This window comes from Streptomyces sp. KPB2, from assembly GCF_003950055.1.
Classification (GTDB): domain Bacteria; phylum Actinomycetota; class Actinomycetes; order Streptomycetales; family Streptomycetaceae; genus Streptomyces; species Streptomyces salinarius.
Window position 1 is genome coordinate 2,719,375 of the sequence record NZ_CP034353.1, and the last position, 18,283, is coordinate 2,737,657.

Genomic DNA, 18,283 nt, shown 5'->3' on the forward strand with positions numbered 1-18,283 from the left:
TCTCCTTGAGCTGCGGGACTGTCGAAACTGTCGTGACGGTCGGGATGTCGAATGACATTCGATGACGTACGGGACCCTGGGCTCGCCGCTCCCTGTCGAACGGCCGGCCCGTACCGACCGCGGAGACAGCGCGGCACCGCGGCATATGCGGCAGGCGGGTTAGGTACAGCCTATCGAAGGAAGGTTCTGTGGCGACATAGGGCGCACAGGAGGCGCACGATGCGTGTCGTAAGCCCCCTGTGCACCCCCCGTATGTGGCTTTCCCGGCTGAGCGTCGCTTACGCCCTCATACGCCGGTCGCGTGTCACACGAGGCCGAGCCGCTCGGCCGCCGTCGCCGCGTCGACCGGGACGGTGACCGGCTGCGGGGCACCCGCGACGGCCCAGTCCGGGTCCTTGAGCCCGTTGCCGGTGACGGTGCACACGATGCGCTGCCCCGGGTCGACCTTGCCCTGCTCGGCGGCCTTCAGCAGACCGGCCACCGACGCAGCGGACGCGGGCTCCACGAAGACGCCCTCCTGGGAGGCCAACAGGCGGTAGGCGCGCAGGATCTCACGGTCCGTCACCTCGTCGATGGCGCCGCCCGACTCGTCCCGCGCGGCGAGCGCGAAGTCCCAGGAGGCGGGGTTGCCGATCCGGATGGCGGTGGCGATGGTCGAGGGGTCCTTGACGACCTCGCCGCGCACGATCGGGGCGGAGCCGGAGGCCTGGAACCCCCACATGCGGGGCCGCTTCGTGCTGACCCCGTCGGCGGCGTACTCCCGGTACCCCTTCCAGTACGCGGTGATGTTGCCCGCGTTGCCGACCGGGAGGACGTGTATGTCGGGCGCGTCGCCGAGCATGTCGACGATCTCGAAGGCGGCCGTCTTCTGGCCCTCGATACGCACCGGGTTGACCGAATTGACCAGGGCCACGGGGTAGTTGTCACTGAGCGCGCGGGCCAGGGTGAGGCAGTCGTCGAAGTTGCCGTCGACCTGGAGGATCTTGGCGCCGTGCACGAGGGCCTGGCCCATCTTGCCCAGCGCGATCTTGCCCTGCGGCACTAGCACGGCGGAGACCATGCCGGCGCGCACACCGTAGGCGGCGGCGGAGGCGGAGGTGTTCCCGGTGGACGCGCAGATGACGGCCTGCGCGCCCTCCTCCTTCGCCTTGCTGATGGCCATGGTCATGCCGCGGTCCTTGAAGGACCCGGTCGGGTTCGCCCCCTCGACCTTGAGGTGGACCTCGCAGCCCGTGCGCTCGGAGAGCACCTGCGCGGGCACGAGCGGGGTGCCGCCCTCGCGGAGCGTCACGACGGGCGTGCTGTCGGAGACGGGCAGCCGGTCCCGGTACTCCTCGATGATTCCGCGCCACTGGTGGGTCATTGCTGGTTACTCTCCTTCAACCCGCATGATGCTGGCGACACCCCGCACGGTGTCGAGCTTGCGCAGCGCCTCGACGGTACCGCCGAGGGCGGCGTCGGACGCGCGGTGGGTGACGACGACGAGGGAGGCCTCGCCGTCCTTGCCGGACTGCCGCACGGTGTCGATGGAGACACCGTGCTCCGCGAACACGGTCGCCACCTGGGCGAGCACGCCCGGTTTGTCGGCCACGTCGAGGCTGATGTGGTAGCGCGTGACGACGTCGCCCATCGGGGAGACGGGCAGCGCGGCATACGCGGACTCACCGGGTCCGGTCGCTCCGCCGATCCGGTTGCGGCAGACGGCGACGAGGTCGCCGAGCACGGCGGAGGCGGTCGGGGAGCCGCCCGCACCGGGCCCGTAGAACATGAGCTGCCCGGCGGCCTCTGACTCCACGAACACGGCGTTGTACGCCTCGCGCACGTTGGCCAGCGGATGGCTGAGCGGAATCATCGCGGGGTGCACGCGCGCGGTGACCGATCCCCCGTCCGCCGCCCGCTCGCAGATGGCGAGCAGCTTGATGGTGCAGCCCATCTCCTTGGCGGAGGCGAAGTCGGCGGCGGTGACCTCGGTCATGCCCTCGCGGTAGACGTCGTCGAGGCGCACGCGCGTGTGGAAGGCGATCCCGGCGAGGATGGCGGCCTTGGCGGCGGCGTCGAAGGCCTCGACGTCGGCGGTCGGGTCGGCCTCGGCGTACCCGAGGGCGGTGGCCTCGTCGAGCGCCTCCTGATAGCCCGCCCCCGTGGTGTCCATGGCGTCGAGGATGAAGTTGGTCGTCCCGTTGACGATGCCGAGCACCCGGTTGACCTTGTCGCCGGCGAGGGACTCGCGCAGCGGCCGGATCAGCGGGATGGCACCGGCGACGGCGGCCTCGTAGTAGAGGTCCTTGCCGTGCTCGTCGGCGGCGGCGTGCAGGGCGGCGCCGTCCTGGGCGATGAGCGCCTTGTTGGCGGAGACGACGGAGGCGCCGTGCGCGAAGGCGGTGGTGATGAGCGTACGGGCGGGCTCGATCCCGCCGATCACCTCGACGACGACGTCGATGTCCCCGCGCTTGACGAGCGCGGTGGCGTCGGTGGTGACGAGGGCCGGGTCGATGCCCTCGCGCACCTTGTCGGGCCGCCGTACGGCCACGCCCGCGAGCTCCACGGGGGCCCCGATCCGGGCGGCGAGGTCGGCGGCGTGCGTCGTCATGATGCGCGCCACCTCTGAGCCGACCACTCCACAGCCCAGCAGCGCCACCTTCAGCGGACGCGTACGCATCATCCGACCTCGTTTCCTCTTACCGTCTACGGTTGGACCAGTCTCACGCACCGGACGGGATTTTCTGCCTTTCGTCCGGATCGTGAGACGTTTATTTCATTTTCGGACGGGGTGCGGGCCGAAGGATCTTCAGCCGCCCCTCCCTTGCTCCCCCCGGAGTGTCACCCCACGTCGAGGCGGAGCAGATCCTCCTCGGTCTCCCGCCGCACGATCACCCGCGCCGCGCCGTCCCGCACGGCGACGACCGGTGGACGCAGCACGTGGTTGTAGTTGCTGGCCATGGAGCGGCAGTACGCCCCCGTCGCCGGTACGGCGATGAGGTCACCAGGTGCCAGGTCCCCCGGCAGGAAGGCGTCCTTGACCACGATGTCCCCGCTCTCGCAGTGCTTGCCGACGACGCGCACGAGCATCGGCTCGGCGTCGGAGGTGCGGGAGGCGAGGGCGACGCTGTACTCGGCGTCGTACAGCGCGGTCCGGATGTTGTCCGACATCCCGCCGTCGACGGAGACGTAGGTCCGCAGCCCGTCGAGCGGCTTGACGGTGCCGACCTCGTAGAGCGTGAAAGCGGTGGGCCCCACGATGGCCCGCCCGGGCTCGACGGAGATGCGCGGGGTGGCGAGCCGGGCGGCCTCGCACTCCCGCGTCACGATCTCGGTCAGCGCCTTGGCGATCTCGTGCGGCTCGCGGGGGTCGTCGTCACTGGTGTACGCGATCCCGAGCCCGCCGCCGAGGTCGATCTCGGGCAGCTCGACCCCGTGCTCGTCCCGGATGTCCTTGAGCAGCCCCACCACGCGGTGCGCGGCGACCTCGAAGCCCGACATGTCGAAGATCTGGGACCCGATGTGGGAGTGGATCCCGATGACCTCGAGCCCGTCGAGTTGCAGCGCCCGCCGCACGGCCTCGGCGGCCTGCCCGCCGGCCAGCGGAATGCCGAACTTCTGGTCCTCGTGCGCGGTGGCGATGAACTCGTGCGTGTGCGCCTCGACCCCGACGGTGATCCGGATCTGCACCCGCTGCCGCTTGCCGAGGGTCTGGGCGATGTGGGCGACCCGCACGATCTCCTGGAAGGAGTCGAGCACGATCCGCCCCACCCCGGCCCGGACGGCGCGCTCGATCTCCTCCGGCGACTTGTTGTTCCCGTGGAAGGCGATCCGCTCGGCGGGCATCCCGGCGGAGAGCGCGGTGGCCAGCTCGCCGCCGGAACAGACGTCGAGGTTGAGCCCTTCCTCATGCAGCCACCGCACGACGGCGCGCGACAGGAAGGCCTTCCCGGCATAGAACACGTCGGCGTCGTTGCCGAAGGCGGTGCGCCAGGCGCGCGCCCGGTCCCGGAAGTCGGCCTCGTCGAGGACGTAGGCGGGGGTGCCGTACTCCTCGGCGAGCTGTGTGACGGCGATCCCGCCGACGGTGACGACACCGTCCGCGTCCCGTCCGACGGTGTGGGCCCAGACCTTGGGGTCGAGGGCGTTCAGGTCCTCCGCCGGGGCGGTGTAGTGCCCCTCGGGCAGGACATCGGCGTGACGGGGCCCGGCGGGGTGTGCGGAACGGCTCATGGCGTCTTCTGCGCTCTCTCAGAGGTGGTCGGGTGCGTCGATGCCGAGGAGGACCAGGCCGCCGGCCAGCACCGCCCCGACGGCTTCGGCAAGCGCCAGCCGGGCACGGTGGGCGGCCGAGGGTTTCTCCCCGCCGCGCGGCAGCACGGTGACCAGGAAGGGCAGCGCGGCATCGGCGACGGCCACGAGATGCCGGGCGAGCCGGTCCGGGGCACGGTGCTCCGCGGCGGCGGCGAGGACGCGGGGGTGGTCGGCTAGGGCGGCGAGGAGGGCCGGCGCTGCGTCTGCGAGGGGGGTCGTGCCGGTCGGGGTGCCGGTGCCGGTCGGGGTGCCGGTGCCGGTCGGGGTGCCGGTGTCGCTACCGGTGACGGGGCCGGGGCCAGGTTCGGCGGTGAACCCGAGGTCGGCGGCGTTGCGCGTGGCGGCACGGGCGCGGGCGTGGGCGTACCGCACCCGGAAGAGGGAGTTGCTCTCCCGCTGGACGAGGTGCTCGTCGCCGGTACGGGGGCGGTCGTGGGGCGCGGGGTGGAGGAGGGCCCAGCGTCCGGCGTCGCGGCCGAGGGACATCAGGTCGGCGGTCTCGGAAGCGGGGACGGGCACGGGCCGGACGTTGACGGGCAGCTCGGCGGGGGCGTGCCCGACGGCGTCAACCGTCACCCCGAGGACGGAGGTCCAGACGTCCTCGAACCCCTCGGCGGTCACGCGGACGAGGGCGCCCTGGGAGCGGAGCAGCCGCGCGGAGGCCTCGGCGACGACGACGGCGCGCAGGTCGTGAGGGCAATGAAGTTGCACAACACGCCCGTCCGGCTGCTCGGCGTACCCGTACCGGGCCCCACGGCGCAGGATCTCGCCGACGAGCCCGACGCCCGCGGCCGCCCGGTCGAGGCTGATGTTGAGGAACCCCGGCCCGGTGAGGACGACGTCGGTGATCCCGTCCGTGCCGACCAGGTAGGGCCGCAGCACCTCGGCGACCCGGAACGGCGTCTGCCCGGCCGGCCGGGCCAGCTGGAGGGCGATGCTGGTGGCGTAGTCCCCGCACCCTCCGGGCCCCGGCGGCGCGACCACGGCCCGCGTCGGCACGGCCACGCTCAGCTCCCCCGCGTCTACGGCACGACGCACGGCGTGCAGCACGGTACGGGAGAGCTCGACGGGGGTCACGGGACAAGCGTATGGGAGGAGGGGGGTGGCCAGGCGAACCGTTTCCCGGGAGTCCCGGGATATGGACGCAACCGGGGGGTGGCTGCGGATTCACGCCTGAGCGGGCGTCTCACTCTCCCCGGCAAGCCCACGCACCCGCGGCAGGGAGTCGCCGACGGCCCCCGCCCCGGACGCACGGCGGTCCTCCCGCTCGACCAACTGCCGTACGAGACCGATGAGCTCGGCCGGCTCGAAGGGCTTGGACAGAAACGCGTCGGCCCCCGCGGCGAACCCGGCCTCGACCTCGTACTGCGTAGAGGCGCTGACGATCGCGATCGGAAGATCCCGGGTACGCGGATCGGCACGCAGCCGAGCAGCGGTCCTCAGCCCGTCCAACCGAGGCATGACCACGTCCAGCGTGACGACGTCGGGCCGCACCTGATGGACGACTTCCAGACACTCGGCACCATCGCCCGCGGTCACGACCTCGAAGCCCTCCAGCTCGAGGTTGACCCTGATCAGCTGCCGGATGACCTTGTTGTCATCCACAACAAGAATCCGGCCGGACGCCCTAGGCACAACTCGAGAGTAGGTCGCCTCCGGCCACCGCGTCCGGGTTTTCCCCACTTCCACCCCGCCCGAGGGACAACGCCGGGCGCCACCCTCCCCCACGACCCGCCAAAACCCGTTCATGACCACCCCGGGCGAGCTGGTAGTGTTCTACCCGTCGCCGCGAGCAACACCGACCGCGACGGACACGCCCCCGTAGCTCAGGGGATAGAGCAACGGCCTCCGGAGCCGTGTGCGCAGGTTCGAATCCTGCCGGGGGCACCCTGTATGAGGTGCCCAAAGACCCCGTCACCAGCGGAAACGCTGAGGCCGGGGTCTTCGCGTATGTGCAGGCGTGTGCCGCCGGAAGCAGCCGTTCCCGGGAACCCTGAGCGTAGCCGTGTGGACTAAACGAGGACCGACGAACGGGAGCCCGAACCTCTGCGGTCCGGGCTCCCGTTCGTCGGTCATGTCGTTCTGTCAGTGGGGGTGTCGTCCTCCTCCCCGAGCCCCTGCATGATCCGGTCGTTCATCTCCTGCTCCTGGCCGTCGATGCACTTGGCATATCTTCAAGAGGACGTCCACCGACGGATCACGCCATGAAAGTGGTGGACCCCGCCGCTTGTACTCGGCGACCTTCGCGTACGAGAGTCGGGCGACTTCACCGAACTCCGTACGCGACAGACCGGCCCGCCGAGTGACCTCCCGCCGCAGCTCCAGGCCGAACCGGTGCCAGAGCCGACCCGCGAACGCGTGCCAGAGGACGGCCGCCGCGCAGTCGTAGCAGCGCATGCCGAGCGGCTCACCGAGACGGGGATCATCCGCAGAGTGACGCTCGCGGCAGCCGGCCGGAGCCACGTGTGGGCAGCAGTCTCCGACCCGCCGAGGCCGACAAGCCAGCACGAGCCCGTCACGCACACGGCGCGTGTGGACCAGACCGAAGCCGGGAGCGGTGAGGGTGGCGAACACCCGCGGGTGACCGCTCACTGCTTTCGGCACCTCCTTGCGTCTCTCGGCGTCCAAGGTCGCTCGATAGCAACCAAGGACGGCCAGCGACGACCAGCAAGCGCATGGCTCCGCCGCCTGACCGGCGAAAACCCAGCTCACCGAGATTCCCGGCAAGGCCTACGGGAAGAAGAAGTACGCCGATCACGGACGTGTGGCCTGTCGAGGTCGCCGCTGAAGTCTAAGAGTGTGAGTGGAGGGCCTGATGTCTGGGGGTGTCGACCCGATCGTCAGTGCGCGTATGTCCCGAATCCGAGGGCGCGACACCGCGCCCGAGATGGCTGTACGCCGGGAGTTGCATCGGCGCGGCCTCCGGTACCGGGTGAACTTCAAGCCCGTTTCCAATTTGAAGCGGACAGTCGACGTTGCCTTCACAAGGCAGCGAGTCGCCGTCCTGATCGACGGGTGCTTCTGGCATGGCTGTCCGGAGCACTTTCGGCCGGCAAAGGGGGATCGGAAGGATTTTTGGGCGGCCAAGATCGCTGAGAATCAAGGCCGTGATCAGGACTCCACCAGGGCTTTCACCTTGGCGGGATGGACCGTACTCCGTTTCTGGGAGCACGACGACCCTGTCAAGGTAGCCGACAAGATCGAGGCCGAAGTGATCAAACGGTCCGCGAACCAGTGGTCGCCTTCCGAGAAACCGCGTAGGTGACCTGCTCGCATCGTGCTCTCAAGATGCTGGCCAGCGAGACCGCGAGCTGCCAGTCGTCGTCGGGCAGGGGTGCGGCGTTGGGCTTGGTGACGGCAATGGTGATCAGTTGCGAATCGGACTCTGCTCGGAGTAGGCAGGCGTGCCAGACCATTCCCTGAAGGCTGTTCATCGGGCCCCAGGTGACGAAGGCCGCCTCACCGTCGGGACCGTCAGCGAAGCACCGCATTGGCTTCACGTCCAACGTCTCAGCACGAGGGGTCCAACCCGCGCCGAGGGCAAGCCGGACCACCGACCGCGGACCGGGGTACTCTCGTGACGTCATCTGGGCCATGGGCCCGAGGCCTTCGAGCGCCCTACGGTACTGCTTCGCCGGTCCGTCCTTGATCCACGGGCGTATCTTCTCCGTGGGCATGAACTGAGCGAGTCGCCCCCCGATCTTGGGATCTTTGGCGAAGCGGTCGTACATCTCCGTTGCAGCAGGTGGGGTGACTTCCTCCCACCGTGCGGAGTCGAAGTGGCGGGCCAACTCCGCGAAAATCTCCAGGCGGATCGGTTCCGGAAGGACCGCCATCACACCCCCTCGATGGGCGGGAACTCCAAACGGACGCTGTCGTCGGCTCCCCCGAGGTCACCCACGTCAGCCATCCACTGATCCAGGAGCCCCTTCACCCTCAGGTCCTCGAACTCGAATTGGTTCCGCCCAACCGACACCTGCTCGATTTCACCTTCGGACACCTGTCCGCGCATGTCGTACACCTCAGCCAGCCGCCGGATGTCGCTAACGAAGTCCAGCACCTCCACGTGGGTCTTCCCCTTACGAAGACGCAGTCCGCGGCCAAGCTGCTGTACGAAGATGCGCCGGCTGTGGGTCACCCTGGCGAAACAGAGGATATTGACGTCGGGCACGTCGACGCCTTCGTTGAGGATGTCTACGGCGACGAGGATAGGCACCTCTCCCGAGCGGAACCTGAGGAGTCGTGTCCGGCGCTCCCGCATCTTCAGTTTGGCGTGCAGAGTCTCGGATCTTTCCCAGCCGGGACGTCGGGCGAGCAGGCCACGCATCCGCTCCGCGTGCTCAATCGTCTGACAGAAGACGATGGCGCGGGGGTTTGTGGTCCGGTCCCAGACCTTCTCAAGATGCTCCCGGACCGACTCGTCCCGCTCGGGGATGAAGAGACGCTTGTTTAGGTCTTTGATGGAGTAGCCGTGCTCGGAGGCGTGGCGGACGAAGTCCCAGTCGATATTGTCGGCGAACACACGGTACTTCACCTCGGCGAGGTACCCCAGTCTCATGCCCTCCGAGATGGACACCCGCTCGACTGCTTCACCGAAGGTCCGCTCGATGTCGTACTTGTCACCCCTCCACGGCGTGGCAGTCACACCCATTCGTTTGGCCTTGGGCAGCAGACCCATCAGGGTGGCGTAGTTCCCGGCCTCTCCCACGTGGTGCGCCTCGTCCACTATCACCAGCTGAGGGTCGTATCCCGATTGGACGTAGTCACGTGCCGTGTTCGATACACCAAAGGTGACGCCTGGCAGAGAGTCCGGTTTCGAGTCGCCGTGCAGCAGACGGGTCGGTACGTCCTTGGGGACGTCCCGCCACATCGCCCGTTCGAGTTGCTCCACGAGGTCGATCATGTGCGCGGTGACCAGCACCTCGGAGCCCGGGTTGGCGAGGAGGAATCGTCGCAGCACCCTGCCGGCGACAACCGTCTTGCCAAGGCCCGTGGCGAGGTAGATGAGTGCTTCGCCAGTGTCCTGTAGGGCGGCCCAGGCCGCTTCCACAGCGCGGTCCTGATAGGGGTGGAGGTCGAACGGTGTGACTCGCTGCGGAGCGCGATCGTAGATCGTCGCTAGTCGTCGGCCGTCCCAGAGGGTCACATTTACTCCAACCTCCCTCAGCGCGTCCGCTCGCTCCTTGGCCTTCTGGGTGAACAGTCGGTTGGTGACTACGACCGCGCGGTGGATGGCGTAGTGCCGCATCGCCGCGTGGGCCTCGTCCACGGCCTCGCGATCCACATTGCCCGACTTCTTCCATTTTGACTGGAAGATCCAGTCCTCATTGTTGAGCCGGCCGAGGAGATCAGCGCCCTTGTCCCCGGGACCATCGATGTTGACCACGTCCGTGAACGAGATCAGACCGAGCAACCGCTCCAGCTGGCGCGTGAAGCCCTTCGGGCCCTCCTCGACGAGGAAGGCCGGCTCTAGGAATGATCGGTTCATGCCTGGACGATCTCCGAGTCCAGCAGGTCCGCAGTAAGGAGCAAGCGGGACAGTTCCAGGGTGTTCTGCAGGGGTGGACCCACAACCATCCGCTTGAGGTCAGTGAGGAAGGCGCTGACGCGGGCCACTTGGTCCGCCTGCGTCTCCTCACCCAGCGCCGCATAAGTGCTACGGAACAAGCCGCCGTCCAGCACCAGTTCGGGAGCGTTCGTAACGAGGTCGAGGATGCCCTCAGCGCCCAGGTAGCGTGCGAACTCGCCGTTTTCTACCGCAGCCTTCCAATTGACGTCCGGTGCCACCGCGATGGCGTACGACTCGGCAGCCCGCTTCGACTCGCCGGACAGGGCCGACCAGAACGTGGACGCGTCCTTCGAAGTGAGGTCGGCGAGCCGTTCGCGCAGGCCCTCCAGCAGCATTTCCGCGCGGGCACGCACCGCACTCGAGTGCACTCGCCGGTCAGGGAACTGCTCCAGGATCGAGGTCACCAGTCCATCAATGGAGCCCGACACGGAGTACACGTTTTTCAACTGTGGTGCCGCGCAGAAGAGCGCGACATTCAGCGGGGACCATCCGTACCGCGCGATCAGCGCGGTATCGGAATCCACATAGATCTCCACCTCGCCAGCTACGATCCGAACGACAGTCGGCTGCCGTTGACCGTCCTTGACCAGTTCGACTCCGGTGGTGACATAGACACGAAGAAACGCCTGCGCGGTACCGAGGCGAACTTCGCGGTCGGTGTCGGGAAGCAGCATCGCGTGCTCCTTGTACCTCGCGAAGCGTTGCTCTTCGGTCTCCGGCAGCGTCTCCGCAGCTACATCCGGCTGCTTCTGATCCTTGGACGGTGCGGAGCCGTCGGCCGCCCCCGCTCCCAGATGTCCAAGCCCCTCCTCCTTTAGCCAGTCATCCTCGTCAGAGGGCGAGGCCGGCTCCGGGGGTGGTCCGTTCTTGACCCGGTCATGATCGACTGCGGCGTCGTACCACTTCTCGTCGGTCTGATACTCCGGATCCCCGCTGCGGAACTTCTGTGCCCATCTCTTCACCTCAGTGTGGATGGCGGTGCTGCCGTTACCGGGCATGAGGTACCGGAGACCCGGCTTGTTCTCCCGGAAGGCGTTGAAGAACCGGCTCATCGGGGAGTCGTTCTCCCGATTGAACAGGCGCTTCGAGAGCTGGGGACGCAAAGGCAGGTCGCCTCGCACTTTCGCGACCATGTACCGCCACTCCGGCGACGACGTATCGAAGTTGGTCTTGCGGACGTTGACCGGCGCGTGATCGAGATGGATCTCGCCGACGATGCGGCCCATACCGAGTTCGATCGGATACTCCAGCTCGATGTCCCCGTCCGGCCCCTCCCAGTCGAACAGTGACCGGTCCCTAGTCGTGATCGCGCGTCCGTACCGGAGGAATGTCAAGCCAAAATCGGACTTGTCGGCGAACCTTTGCACGCCGAGCCATCCCTTGATCCGGCGCTCTCGCTCCTGGATGTCAGTGCTCTCGCAATCAACGCACTTATCGTGCCTTGAGGTGTACCAGCGACCGCAGCTCATGCATGCGAACGCGTTGGTGAGTGGCACGTCGATCGGTGCCGCAGCAGGCACCTTCCCGGCCTTGTACGTGACCGACCGGGCCGGGTCCCAGATGCATGGTATGAGAGGGAGTACATGGCGGCCGTTGACGTACAGGCGCTGGTTCAAGCCGCCCATCAACTCCGCGCCTGAATGAGGCCCGTCGGGATCACGCAGCATGTAGGTGTAAATTCGCCCCAGGTTCTTGCTGACTTCCCGGATCGAACTCGCCGACCTCAACTTGTCGACCATGTCTTCGCGGAGGTTCGTGACCGAGACGAGAGTGCCGTGCTCGTCGAGATCCTTCGGATCGTAGCGAAGGGGAACCTCGTACGACGACCGCTGTTGCATCGCTCGAAGGTCGATAGTGGCGGTGATCCAGTGGTCGTCGCCACGTCGTCCCGTACGGACCTCCGTCACCGTGCCGAGGCGAGCAGTGGCGATGTTGAAGCCCATGCCGAACAGGCCGAGGCTGCCGAACCGCTGTTTACCCGACGTGCCGGCGCTCAGAGCGTGACCCAATTCCTCCTGAGACATCCCCCGGCCGTTGTCACTCACGACGACCTTGGCGCCCCTGTTCGCCTTGGCCGCCGTCGGCAGGGCGATGTCTATTCGAGGTTCCAACGTCTCATCGACACGCGTGGCCTCAATGAGCTCGTCGAGGCAGTTGTCAATCAACTCGCACAGACACTGATGAAGTTGAAGGTCGACCTCCGCGATCATCTCCAAGATCCGGGGGGACGGCATCAGGTTGAGGGTGTTAGGTCTCGTCTCCGTCTCCGTCATGACTCGGGTCCCTCCGCGCGCAGGGCGGCATGGACGCTGGCAGCCACGACCCGCGCTAGCTCGACGGGCACCGCATTGCCGAGCTGACGCATCGCCTTGCCCCAAGGACCATGCAACTCGTAGTCGTCCGGGAAGGTCTGCAGACGTGCGCTTTCCCTGACCGTGAAATAGCGTATGGAGCCGTCCGTATCACGCAGCATGTTCTCACCGCCAGGGACCCCGTGACGCCCGGCTTTCAACGTCTTGGCTGGCCAATCCATCGGGCTACCAGTGTGACCCGGGTAGGAGCGAGCTCCGGGCTGAAGGACGTGATTGAGGACGCCCGTAGCACCCGTGAGCGTCGGCTCGGGGAGACCGACCAACGCATCGCGTATGGTGCGCCAGCGTGCTTTGACCTCGTCCGGCCGCAGTTCCGCGGGTATGGGAACGTTAGGCCGTTCTGGACGTCTCGCCTTGGGCACTTCGTGTTCCTGCCAGTACTCACCAGTGATCCACTGGGAATGCAGTAGCGCTCTCTTCGAGTGCGTGACATGCGGAAATTCCCAGGTCACGTCCAGATCGTTTCGGAAGCCGACCAGGAAGACGCGCTGTCGCTGTTGTGGTACTCCGTAGTCCGCCGCATTGGCGAAGGCTGGCGTGACCCGGTAGGCCAACTCTTGGTTGCCGATGTCCTTGCGCGCGTCCTGCAGTCGCCGCAGGTGATCCGCCCACAGTTCGCCGGGGTTCGCGGTGAGGAGGGGCATCGAAAGCCTGGCCTGGATGTACTGGAAATAATCAGCGAACCTCGGGCGTGCCAGGCCCCTGACGTTCTCGATGATGAACGCGCGGGGCCTCAGATGGGCGACCGCCTCAGCCGTGGCCGGAAACATGTCACGCTCGTCGTCGTCTGCCTTGCCATGGCCGCCGATGGAGAACGGCTGGCACGGCGGCCCACCGGCGAGGAGGTCCACCTCGCCGGTGATGCGGGACCAGTTGAAGTCCCGCACATCGCCTTCCTCGACGTGCCAGTTCGCCACGAGCTCGTGACCTCGAACCTGGTTTTGTCGCACCGTGTCACAGGCCCACTTGTCCAACTCCAGAGTTGCTAGCGCGTCGAAGCCAGCCTCCTGACAGCCCAGCGCGAGCCCGCCCGCGCCAGCGAACAACTCCACGCTCGCGAGCCGGGCGGGCGTGTTCCTCATTAATAGGAGGGAGGGGTGGCGAGGGACAACTCTCCCGGGAACGACCGCAGTTTCAGACATGCACTTCTTTCCAACCATCGCCCTTGTCTGAATATCATGGTGCCGCACGGTACGACGACCTCGCCAGAACCTGTTGGTCTCCTGATCGCCTTCCGGACTGCAAGCGCTTGGCGACACGCTTCACGTGACGTCGCCGAGGAGGCCAGCAACGCGCAGTCCCCCGGCCCTCGGATCTTCACCAACCGGCCGCGCCTGATGTGAGCAAGTCAGCAACTGCGCCAGCCTGTTGTTAACAGCCCCCTGCGCCTTGTCGATGCGGTCGAGCCGCTGGCCGCACATGGTGCGGAGCATCTCCGCACTAGCCCGCCCCCCGGCTCTCGCGACTGCAGGATCGCTGGAGCTCGTGTATGAGTCGGTCACGGTGTTCAGCTCCAATGATCTTCCCCGTGGTCCTACGGAATGAAGCGTAACCACGAAGCCGTGCAGGCAACGTCACGTTGCGACAGTTGATGACTGCGCGGCCGCGCAGCATACGGACAGATAGACAGATCTGCCCGCAGGACACACAGGTCCCCACCCGTCAGTACTTCATCTCCCTTGCCGATGTAAGCCCCATCAAGTTAACCGATCAACTTAGGATGTGTTCATTCCGTGACGATGCGTGATCATACTGTGATCTCCGATCGCCCTATAGGCCCGTTGACGGCGAGACATAGAACTGGACGAGCGGGTTTAGAGCCCCAAAGCAGCCAGAGCTGGTGGCCCCTGACAGGTCGACATCCCAGCGGCACTGGCTGACTGATGTCGGTTGGGGCGCGCGCCTCCTAGTCAACGACGTTACCTGAGGGCAGGCCTGAGCCGAGTCGCAATGAGCCAAACATCCAAGATGGTCTTGGTCGAGGACACAAAGGCCGGTGCCGGTCCGCCGTGACCTACCCGTGGACGGGTCCCACCTGCACTGCCATGGGGAGAGCCGTGACCTGCCGCGTTACCCGGGCCCCAAGCGGCCTCCGAAGCTGTGTGCGCCGGTTCGACCCCTGGCACTCGCCTGATCACTCGCAAACTCAAGGGGTGCCGAGGCGGATGCGGACAGAGAGGGCGGGAGCCAGCTTTGGATGGCTCCCACCCTCTCTTTTTGTCTCTCAGCGGTCTCGTCAGTGACCAGACGCGCCGTCGGCCATCATCCGGTGCCAGACCTCTTTGGCGCGCTGCCGTAGAGCGGGAACGAGCTCTGCGTTGTCTCCGCGTTCGGCGGTCTGCAAGAGCTCGCTGATGACCACCAGCTCGGCAAAGCGCCCATCCTCACTGTCGAGAAACGTGGAGAGTTCCTGGCGGACGCGCTCGGCGGTCTCGGGCATGCCGAGGCTGTAGGCGTGCAGGAGGGCGGCGTCGTAGCCGGTCGGGGCAGTGCCCCAGCCCTCCCAGTCCAAGACACCGAGTTCAGGGCCGGTCAGGTTGGCCCAGTGCAGGTCGCCGTGTGCGGTGGACCACGAGTGCGGAACTGTGGGGACGGGTTCGCCGAGGAAGGCGAGGTACTTCGGCATGGCGCGGTCCAGGTACGCCTGGTGTACGGCCGTGCGGTCGGTGTGGGCTGCCGACAGACACAGCAGGGCCGTGCGCAGGTCGCTCCACCAGGCTGCGGGCAAGGGAGGCGTAGGGCTGACAAGCGCGGGGGTGGGCGACACGGTTTCGCCGGCGGCGTGATCGTACAGCTCCGCCTTGTACGCGTCGTCTCCCTCCACCCAGTGTCGTACGAGGCGTAGGCGAGGGCGCGGCACCTGCCGGGGCACCATCCGTTCGGCGTCTTCCGGGCCCGTCCATAGTTTGCCGGTCGCCTTGCTCAGCGGGCTGTGGGCGACGCGCAGCCAGGCTGGCCCGTACGGGCCGGTGACCTGTCGGCCGAGGGTACGCCCTCTCCATCCCCACGCCTCCCGTGTTTCTCCGTTGGACGGCCCAGCGTCGGGGACCGCCCCGAGGAAGCCACACGCAATGGAATGGGCACTCCGCATGCGTGTGGCGACCTCGGGGTCGTCAGGTTCCGAGGACATCGACGACCTTTCTCAGGCGGTCGGGTGACAAGGGCTCGCGGGTCGCAGCGCCACGGGCATCGGCCCAGTGTGCCGGTGTGCTTGCCGAGAGGAGGACATATGACACCCCCGGAGCCGACAGAGCGACCAAGAGCGCGGCCTGTGCCGGGGACGTCTCGGAATCGATGACGCGCACCAGGTCTTCCGTCATCGCGCCGAGCAGTTCCCCGCCTCCGAGCGGAGCCGATGCGAAGACGTCGAGCCCCGCTTCCCGTGCTTCTGCCAATGCCCCGCGCCCATCGAGCCCGTCCGCCACCACAGCGAGGTGGACGAGCGAGACCGGGAGCTGCACAGCTCGGAGGTGGTGGCGTGGGCCGCCAACAGTTTCGGCAAGTTCCAGGAGGTCAAAGGCCGTGAACATGCCGGTCGAGAGGCCCTTCCAGGTGGCAACGCCGTAGCCGTCGATCCCGCCCGCGTCCGCCGCGCTCTCCAGTTCCTCGAATACCTCGGTCAGCGTCTGCGACAGGTCGGTCCGGTCCGTACAGCCGTGTTCCGGGTTGTGGACGAAGACCAGGTTCGGGACACGACCGAGGCGGCTGCGGCTGCGGGCGAGCTGCCAAGCGATGTAGGGACGCGCCAGGCAATGGCCGCGATCGTGGTCGCCCGGCAGTACGCCGCCGGCCCGGGCGGCCTGCCGGTCGGTGTCAGGCACGAAGCCGACCTTGGTCGAGACATGTACCTGCGGGCACGCGTCCAGAATCGGTCGCAGCGACGCCTCGGCCGAACCGGACGCGTAGTTCGGTGCCGTGTCGATCCACGTCACCCCAGCGTCCACGGCAGCGGACACCGACCTGGACAGGTCACGGCACCGATACGTCCCCGCCGCGAGCTGGGCGCTCATCCGATCCGCTCCACGGCCGCGACTTCGCCGTCCACCAGGTCGCTCACCAGCAGCGCCACCTGCCCGATGCGTAACCCGGTCGTCCGGGCGAGGGTGTCCAGACGGTGACGGCCTCCGTCCACGAGGACGGACAGCAGGGCCGCTGCCTGCGGGGAGAAGGTCCATTCCTCTCCTCCTGCCGTCAGCACCGCGTTGCCCTCCTCGTCGTTGTGCAGGCGAGCGCGAACGGTCACCAGGTGTACGGAGAGAGCCGGGTCGGGCGGTACGCCGTCAACGTAGGGCAGTGAGGGCACGAGGCGGGCCCTTTCGGTGGCGTCCCGCATGGAGAGGTAGCGGTCGAGCAGTTCGACGTTCTCGAACTCCTTCATGATGAGGTCGCCGAGCGACCGCACGAAGTCCGCTTGCTCTTCCCCGGTTCCGAAGCGTGGCAGGTCGCTGCGCACGATCGTCTCGCGGCGCAGGTCCTCGGAGAGCCACTGGAGGAGGTCGGCTCCGGTCGCCGTCTGCATGCCGCAGGTGAGGTGCAAGGAGTGCACGCCTTCGGTCGCGGCCACCGCGTGCCACCAGCCGCGTGGGAGATAGAGCATGTCGCCCGCGTTGAGGACCAGTTCGGCCAGCGGCTCGTTCGGGGGCGGTTCGGGGATGTCCGTGTCACGGTGCAGCGGAGCTTCTCTCGTCGGGCCGTAGATGCGCCACCGCTTGGCGCCGTCGAGCTGGAGGACCAGCACATCGTGGTCGTCCCAGTGCACGCCGAAGCCTTCCTCGGGGGTCCATGAGGCGTAGGCGTTGACCTGGATGCCGGTGTGCAGGTGTCGTTCCAGTGCCTGGGCGAGGTCGCCGACAATCGGGTGCAATTCGTCGATCGCGTCCAGCACGAGGGTGGCGCCTCCGGCGAGGTGGCGGTGCAGCTCGGCGGGCTTGAGGCGGTGCCACACGGTACTGCGTCGGGTGGTGATCGGCACCGTGTAGGCGTGTTGGGGTAGCGCCTCACCGCCTGCGGAGAGACGCAGCCGGGGCGGCTCGAGCCGGTGGTGGGTGAGCAGGGCGTTCAAGTCGCCCCACCCCAGCAGGCCGCCGAGGAGGCTTGGCTCGCCGGAAAAGTGGCGGTAGGTGCGGCCGTACACCTGGGCGAGGAAGTCCTCGCCCAGGCGCGCGACCACCGCGGATACATCGGTGGTCATCGGTTACGGCCCTGCTCAGTCGTTGCCGTCGGAACGACCGGTGGAACCGCCGTCCGAGGGCTGCTCGGCCCGCGAACGGGCGGCGGCGATCCGGCGACGGGCGACGAGCAGGCCGTGGCCCTCCTGACCATCGATCGTGGTCGTGTTCTGCTCGGGCATGGATGTATCTCCTTTGGGTTGGCCGGAAGCGAGCCGGTTGCCCGCTCCCTTGCTGCGGCGCCCCTAGTTGCCGCACCAGGTGTAAGGCAGGTCAGGGGCACCAGGACCTGGCTCGGGACTTGCGCCTCCCGAGCCAGGTGGTCGAGTGGTCAGGTGATAACGGCGACGGTGGTGCGGGGGCCACTGGGCGTGCGGCTCCCTGGTTCGGCCATGGCAACCAGCCGCTGTGCGGCTCCGCCGCGGAATTCGGAATCACCTTCGGATGCGGCGGGCGGTGGACCGGAGGTCAAGGGTGTACAGCCGCCGATCTCGAACCAGACCGCCTTTCCGTCCTTGGTCGGCCGACAGCCCCACGCCTGGGCAAGGCCTTCGATCAACTGCAGTCCGCGCCCGCTCTCCCCATTCAGGTCGGCCGGCATCCGCTTCAGAAGCTGACCGCCCTTCGTGTCCTCGGCCTCCAGCCGTACACGGAGCCCGTCCCAGCTCACCGTGACCTGGCAGCACTCACCCGTGTGCACGACGGCGTTCGCGACCACCTCACCGGTCAGCAACTCCAACGTGTGAACCGTCTCCTCCGCGAGCGGCAAGTCCCAGTCACTGACGATCGCGACAACCCTGTGACGAGTGGACGGCACGGCGCCGATGTCGGACGGAACATGGAACGACAAGGACTTCGAGTCGGGTGTTCGGAACGGCATG

At 67.4% G+C, this 18,283-nt stretch carries 15 protein-coding genes, 1 tRNA gene and 1 pseudogene; 2 read left to right on the top strand and 15 right to left on the bottom strand.

Annotation, left to right across the window (positions count from 1 at the left end; all coding sequences use genetic code 11):
* Nucleotides 1–304 precede the first annotated feature (304 nt).
* The 5 genes from thrC to D1J63_RS11680 form a co-directional block, all read right to left on the bottom strand.
* Nucleotides 305–1,363, bottom strand: a complete 1,059-nt coding sequence (gene thrC / locus D1J63_RS11660) for a threonine synthase (RefSeq protein ID WP_102929158.1) — start codon at nucleotides 1,361–1,363, stop codon at nucleotides 305–307.
* Nucleotides 1,364–1,369: 6 nt separating this feature from the next.
* Nucleotides 1,370–2,662: a homoserine dehydrogenase gene (locus D1J63_RS11665; protein ID WP_164712803.1), complete on the bottom strand. Its 1,293-nt coding sequence runs from the start codon at nucleotides 2,660–2,662 to the stop codon at nucleotides 1,370–1,372.
* Between the two features lie 158 nt (nucleotides 2,663–2,820).
* The gene (gene lysA, locus D1J63_RS11670; protein WP_125628838.1) at nucleotides 2,821–4,212 is read right to left on the bottom strand and encodes a diaminopimelate decarboxylase; all 1,392 of its coding nucleotides are present in this window, start codon (nucleotides 4,210–4,212) and stop codon (nucleotides 2,821–2,823) included.
* An 18-nt stretch (nucleotides 4,213–4,230) separates the two neighbouring features.
* The gene (gene nrtL / locus D1J63_RS11675) at nucleotides 4,231–5,370 is read right to left on the bottom strand and encodes an ArgS-related anticodon-binding protein NrtL (RefSeq protein ID WP_125628839.1); all 1,140 of its coding nucleotides are present in this window, start codon (nucleotides 5,368–5,370) and stop codon (nucleotides 4,231–4,233) included.
* 90 nt (nucleotides 5,371–5,460) lie between these two features.
* Nucleotides 5,461–5,928: a response regulator gene (locus D1J63_RS11680; protein WP_125628840.1), complete on the bottom strand. Its 468-nt coding sequence runs from the start codon at nucleotides 5,926–5,928 to the stop codon at nucleotides 5,461–5,463.
* 180 nt (nucleotides 5,929–6,108) lie between these two features.
* Between D1J63_RS11680 and D1J63_RS11685 the strand changes: the two genes are divergently transcribed.
* Nucleotides 6,109–6,180 (top strand) — tRNA-Arg (locus tag D1J63_RS11685).
* A gap of 330 nt (nucleotides 6,181–6,510) precedes the next feature.
* On the opposite strand, the pseudogene D1J63_RS37130 reads toward D1J63_RS11685, so the two are convergent.
* Nucleotides 6,511–6,903, bottom strand: a pseudogene (locus tag D1J63_RS37130) (replication initiator); the annotation flags it as partial.
* Between the two features lie 241 nt (nucleotides 6,904–7,144).
* On the opposite strand from D1J63_RS37130, the gene D1J63_RS11700 reads away from it, so the two are divergent.
* Entirely contained in the window at nucleotides 7,145–7,558 is a 414-nt protein-coding gene (locus D1J63_RS11700) for a very short patch repair endonuclease (protein WP_125628841.1), read from the top strand.
* Here the strand turns inward: D1J63_RS11700 and D1J63_RS11705 are convergent.
* The 9 genes from D1J63_RS11705 to D1J63_RS11740 form a co-directional block, all read right to left on the bottom strand.
* Nucleotides 7,509–8,129: a hypothetical protein gene (locus D1J63_RS11705; RefSeq protein ID WP_125628842.1), complete on the bottom strand. Its 621-nt coding sequence runs from the start codon at nucleotides 8,127–8,129 to the stop codon at nucleotides 7,509–7,511. The two genes, D1J63_RS11700 and D1J63_RS11705, sit on opposite strands and share 50 nt — an antisense overlap.
* Entirely contained in the window at nucleotides 8,129–9,781 is a 1,653-nt protein-coding gene (locus D1J63_RS11710; RefSeq protein ID WP_125628843.1) for a helicase-related protein, read from the bottom strand. The genes D1J63_RS11705 and D1J63_RS11710 overlap by 1 nt, the downstream gene beginning before the upstream one ends.
* Nucleotides 9,778–12,135 carry an ATP-binding protein gene (locus tag D1J63_RS11715; protein WP_125628844.1) on the bottom strand — a complete coding sequence of 786 codons (2,358 nt, stop codon included), beginning with the start codon at nucleotides 12,133–12,135 and terminating at the stop codon, nucleotides 9,778–9,780. The genes D1J63_RS11710 and D1J63_RS11715 overlap by 4 nt, the downstream gene beginning before the upstream one ends.
* On the bottom strand, nucleotides 12,132–13,316 hold the full coding sequence (locus tag D1J63_RS11720) for a DNA cytosine methyltransferase (RefSeq protein WP_241235548.1): 1,185 nt from the start codon (nucleotides 13,314–13,316) through the stop codon (nucleotides 12,132–12,134). Before D1J63_RS11720 ends, D1J63_RS11715 begins: the two co-directional genes overlap by 4 nt.
* Before the next feature lie 1,154 nt (nucleotides 13,317–14,470).
* Nucleotides 14,471–15,058 (bottom strand): phosphotransferase, encoded by a 588-nt coding sequence (locus D1J63_RS11725; protein WP_241235549.1) that lies wholly within the window; start codon nucleotides 15,056–15,058, stop codon nucleotides 14,471–14,473.
* Nucleotides 15,059–15,347: 289 nt separating this feature from the next.
* Nucleotides 15,348–16,244 (bottom strand): aldo/keto reductase, encoded by an 897-nt coding sequence (locus tag D1J63_RS11730; RefSeq protein WP_125628846.1) that lies wholly within the window; start codon nucleotides 16,242–16,244, stop codon nucleotides 15,348–15,350.
* Complete coding sequence (locus D1J63_RS11735; protein WP_125628847.1) at nucleotides 16,241–17,425, bottom strand: cupin domain-containing protein; 1,185 nt, start codon at nucleotides 17,423–17,425, stop codon at nucleotides 16,241–16,243. Before D1J63_RS11735 ends, D1J63_RS11730 begins: the two co-directional genes overlap by 4 nt.
* 15 nt (nucleotides 17,426–17,440) lie before the next feature.
* Nucleotides 17,441–17,584, bottom strand: a complete 144-nt coding sequence (locus D1J63_RS36705) for a hypothetical protein (RefSeq protein ID WP_164712804.1) — start codon at nucleotides 17,582–17,584, stop codon at nucleotides 17,441–17,443.
* Nucleotides 17,585–17,733: 149 nt separating this feature from the next.
* On the bottom strand, nucleotides 17,734–18,282 hold the full coding sequence (locus tag D1J63_RS11740) for an ATP-binding protein (protein WP_164712805.1): 549 nt from the start codon (nucleotides 18,280–18,282) through the stop codon (nucleotides 17,734–17,736).
* Nucleotide 18,283 lies beyond the last annotated feature (1 nt).

Bases quoted from the DNA above. Each gene is read 5' to 3' on its own strand.
- D1J63_RS11735 (WP_125628847.1), bottom strand. From the start codon at position 17,425: ATGACCACCGATGTATCCGCGGTGGTCGCGCGCCTGGGCGAGGACTTC.
- D1J63_RS11715 (WP_125628844.1), bottom strand. From the start codon at position 12,135: ATGACGGAGACGGAGACGAGACCTAACACCCTCAACCTGATGCCGTCC.
- D1J63_RS11700 (WP_125628841.1), top strand. From the start codon at position 7,145: ATGTCCCGAATCCGAGGGCGCGACACCGCGCCCGAGATGGCTGTACGC.
- D1J63_RS11705 (WP_125628842.1), bottom strand. From the start codon at position 8,129: ATGGCGGTCCTTCCGGAACCGATCCGCCTGGAGATTTTCGCGGAGTTG.
- D1J63_RS36705 (WP_164712804.1), bottom strand. From the start codon at position 17,584: ATGCCCGAGCAGAACACGACCACGATCGATGGTCAGGAGGGCCACGGC.
- D1J63_RS11665 (WP_164712803.1), bottom strand. From the start codon at position 2,662: ATGATGCGTACGCGTCCGCTGAAGGTGGCGCTGCTGGGCTGTGGAGTG.
- thrC (WP_102929158.1), bottom strand. From the start codon at position 1,363: ATGACCCACCAGTGGCGCGGAATCATCGAGGAGTACCGGGACCGGCTG.
- lysA (WP_125628838.1), bottom strand. From the start codon at position 4,212: ATGAGCCGTTCCGCACACCCCGCCGGGCCCCGTCACGCCGATGTCCTG.
- D1J63_RS11720 (WP_241235548.1), bottom strand. From the start codon at position 13,316: ATGAGGAACACGCCCGCCCGGCTCGCGAGCGTGGAGTTGTTCGCTGGC.
- D1J63_RS11710 (WP_125628843.1), bottom strand. From the start codon at position 9,781: ATGAACCGATCATTCCTAGAGCCGGCCTTCCTCGTCGAGGAGGGCCCG.
- D1J63_RS11730 (WP_125628846.1), bottom strand. From the start codon at position 16,244: ATGAGCGCCCAGCTCGCGGCGGGGACGTATCGGTGCCGTGACCTGTCC.
- D1J63_RS11740 (WP_164712805.1), bottom strand. From the start codon at position 18,282: ATGCCGTTCCGAACACCCGACTCGAAGTCCTTGTCGTTCCATGTTCCG.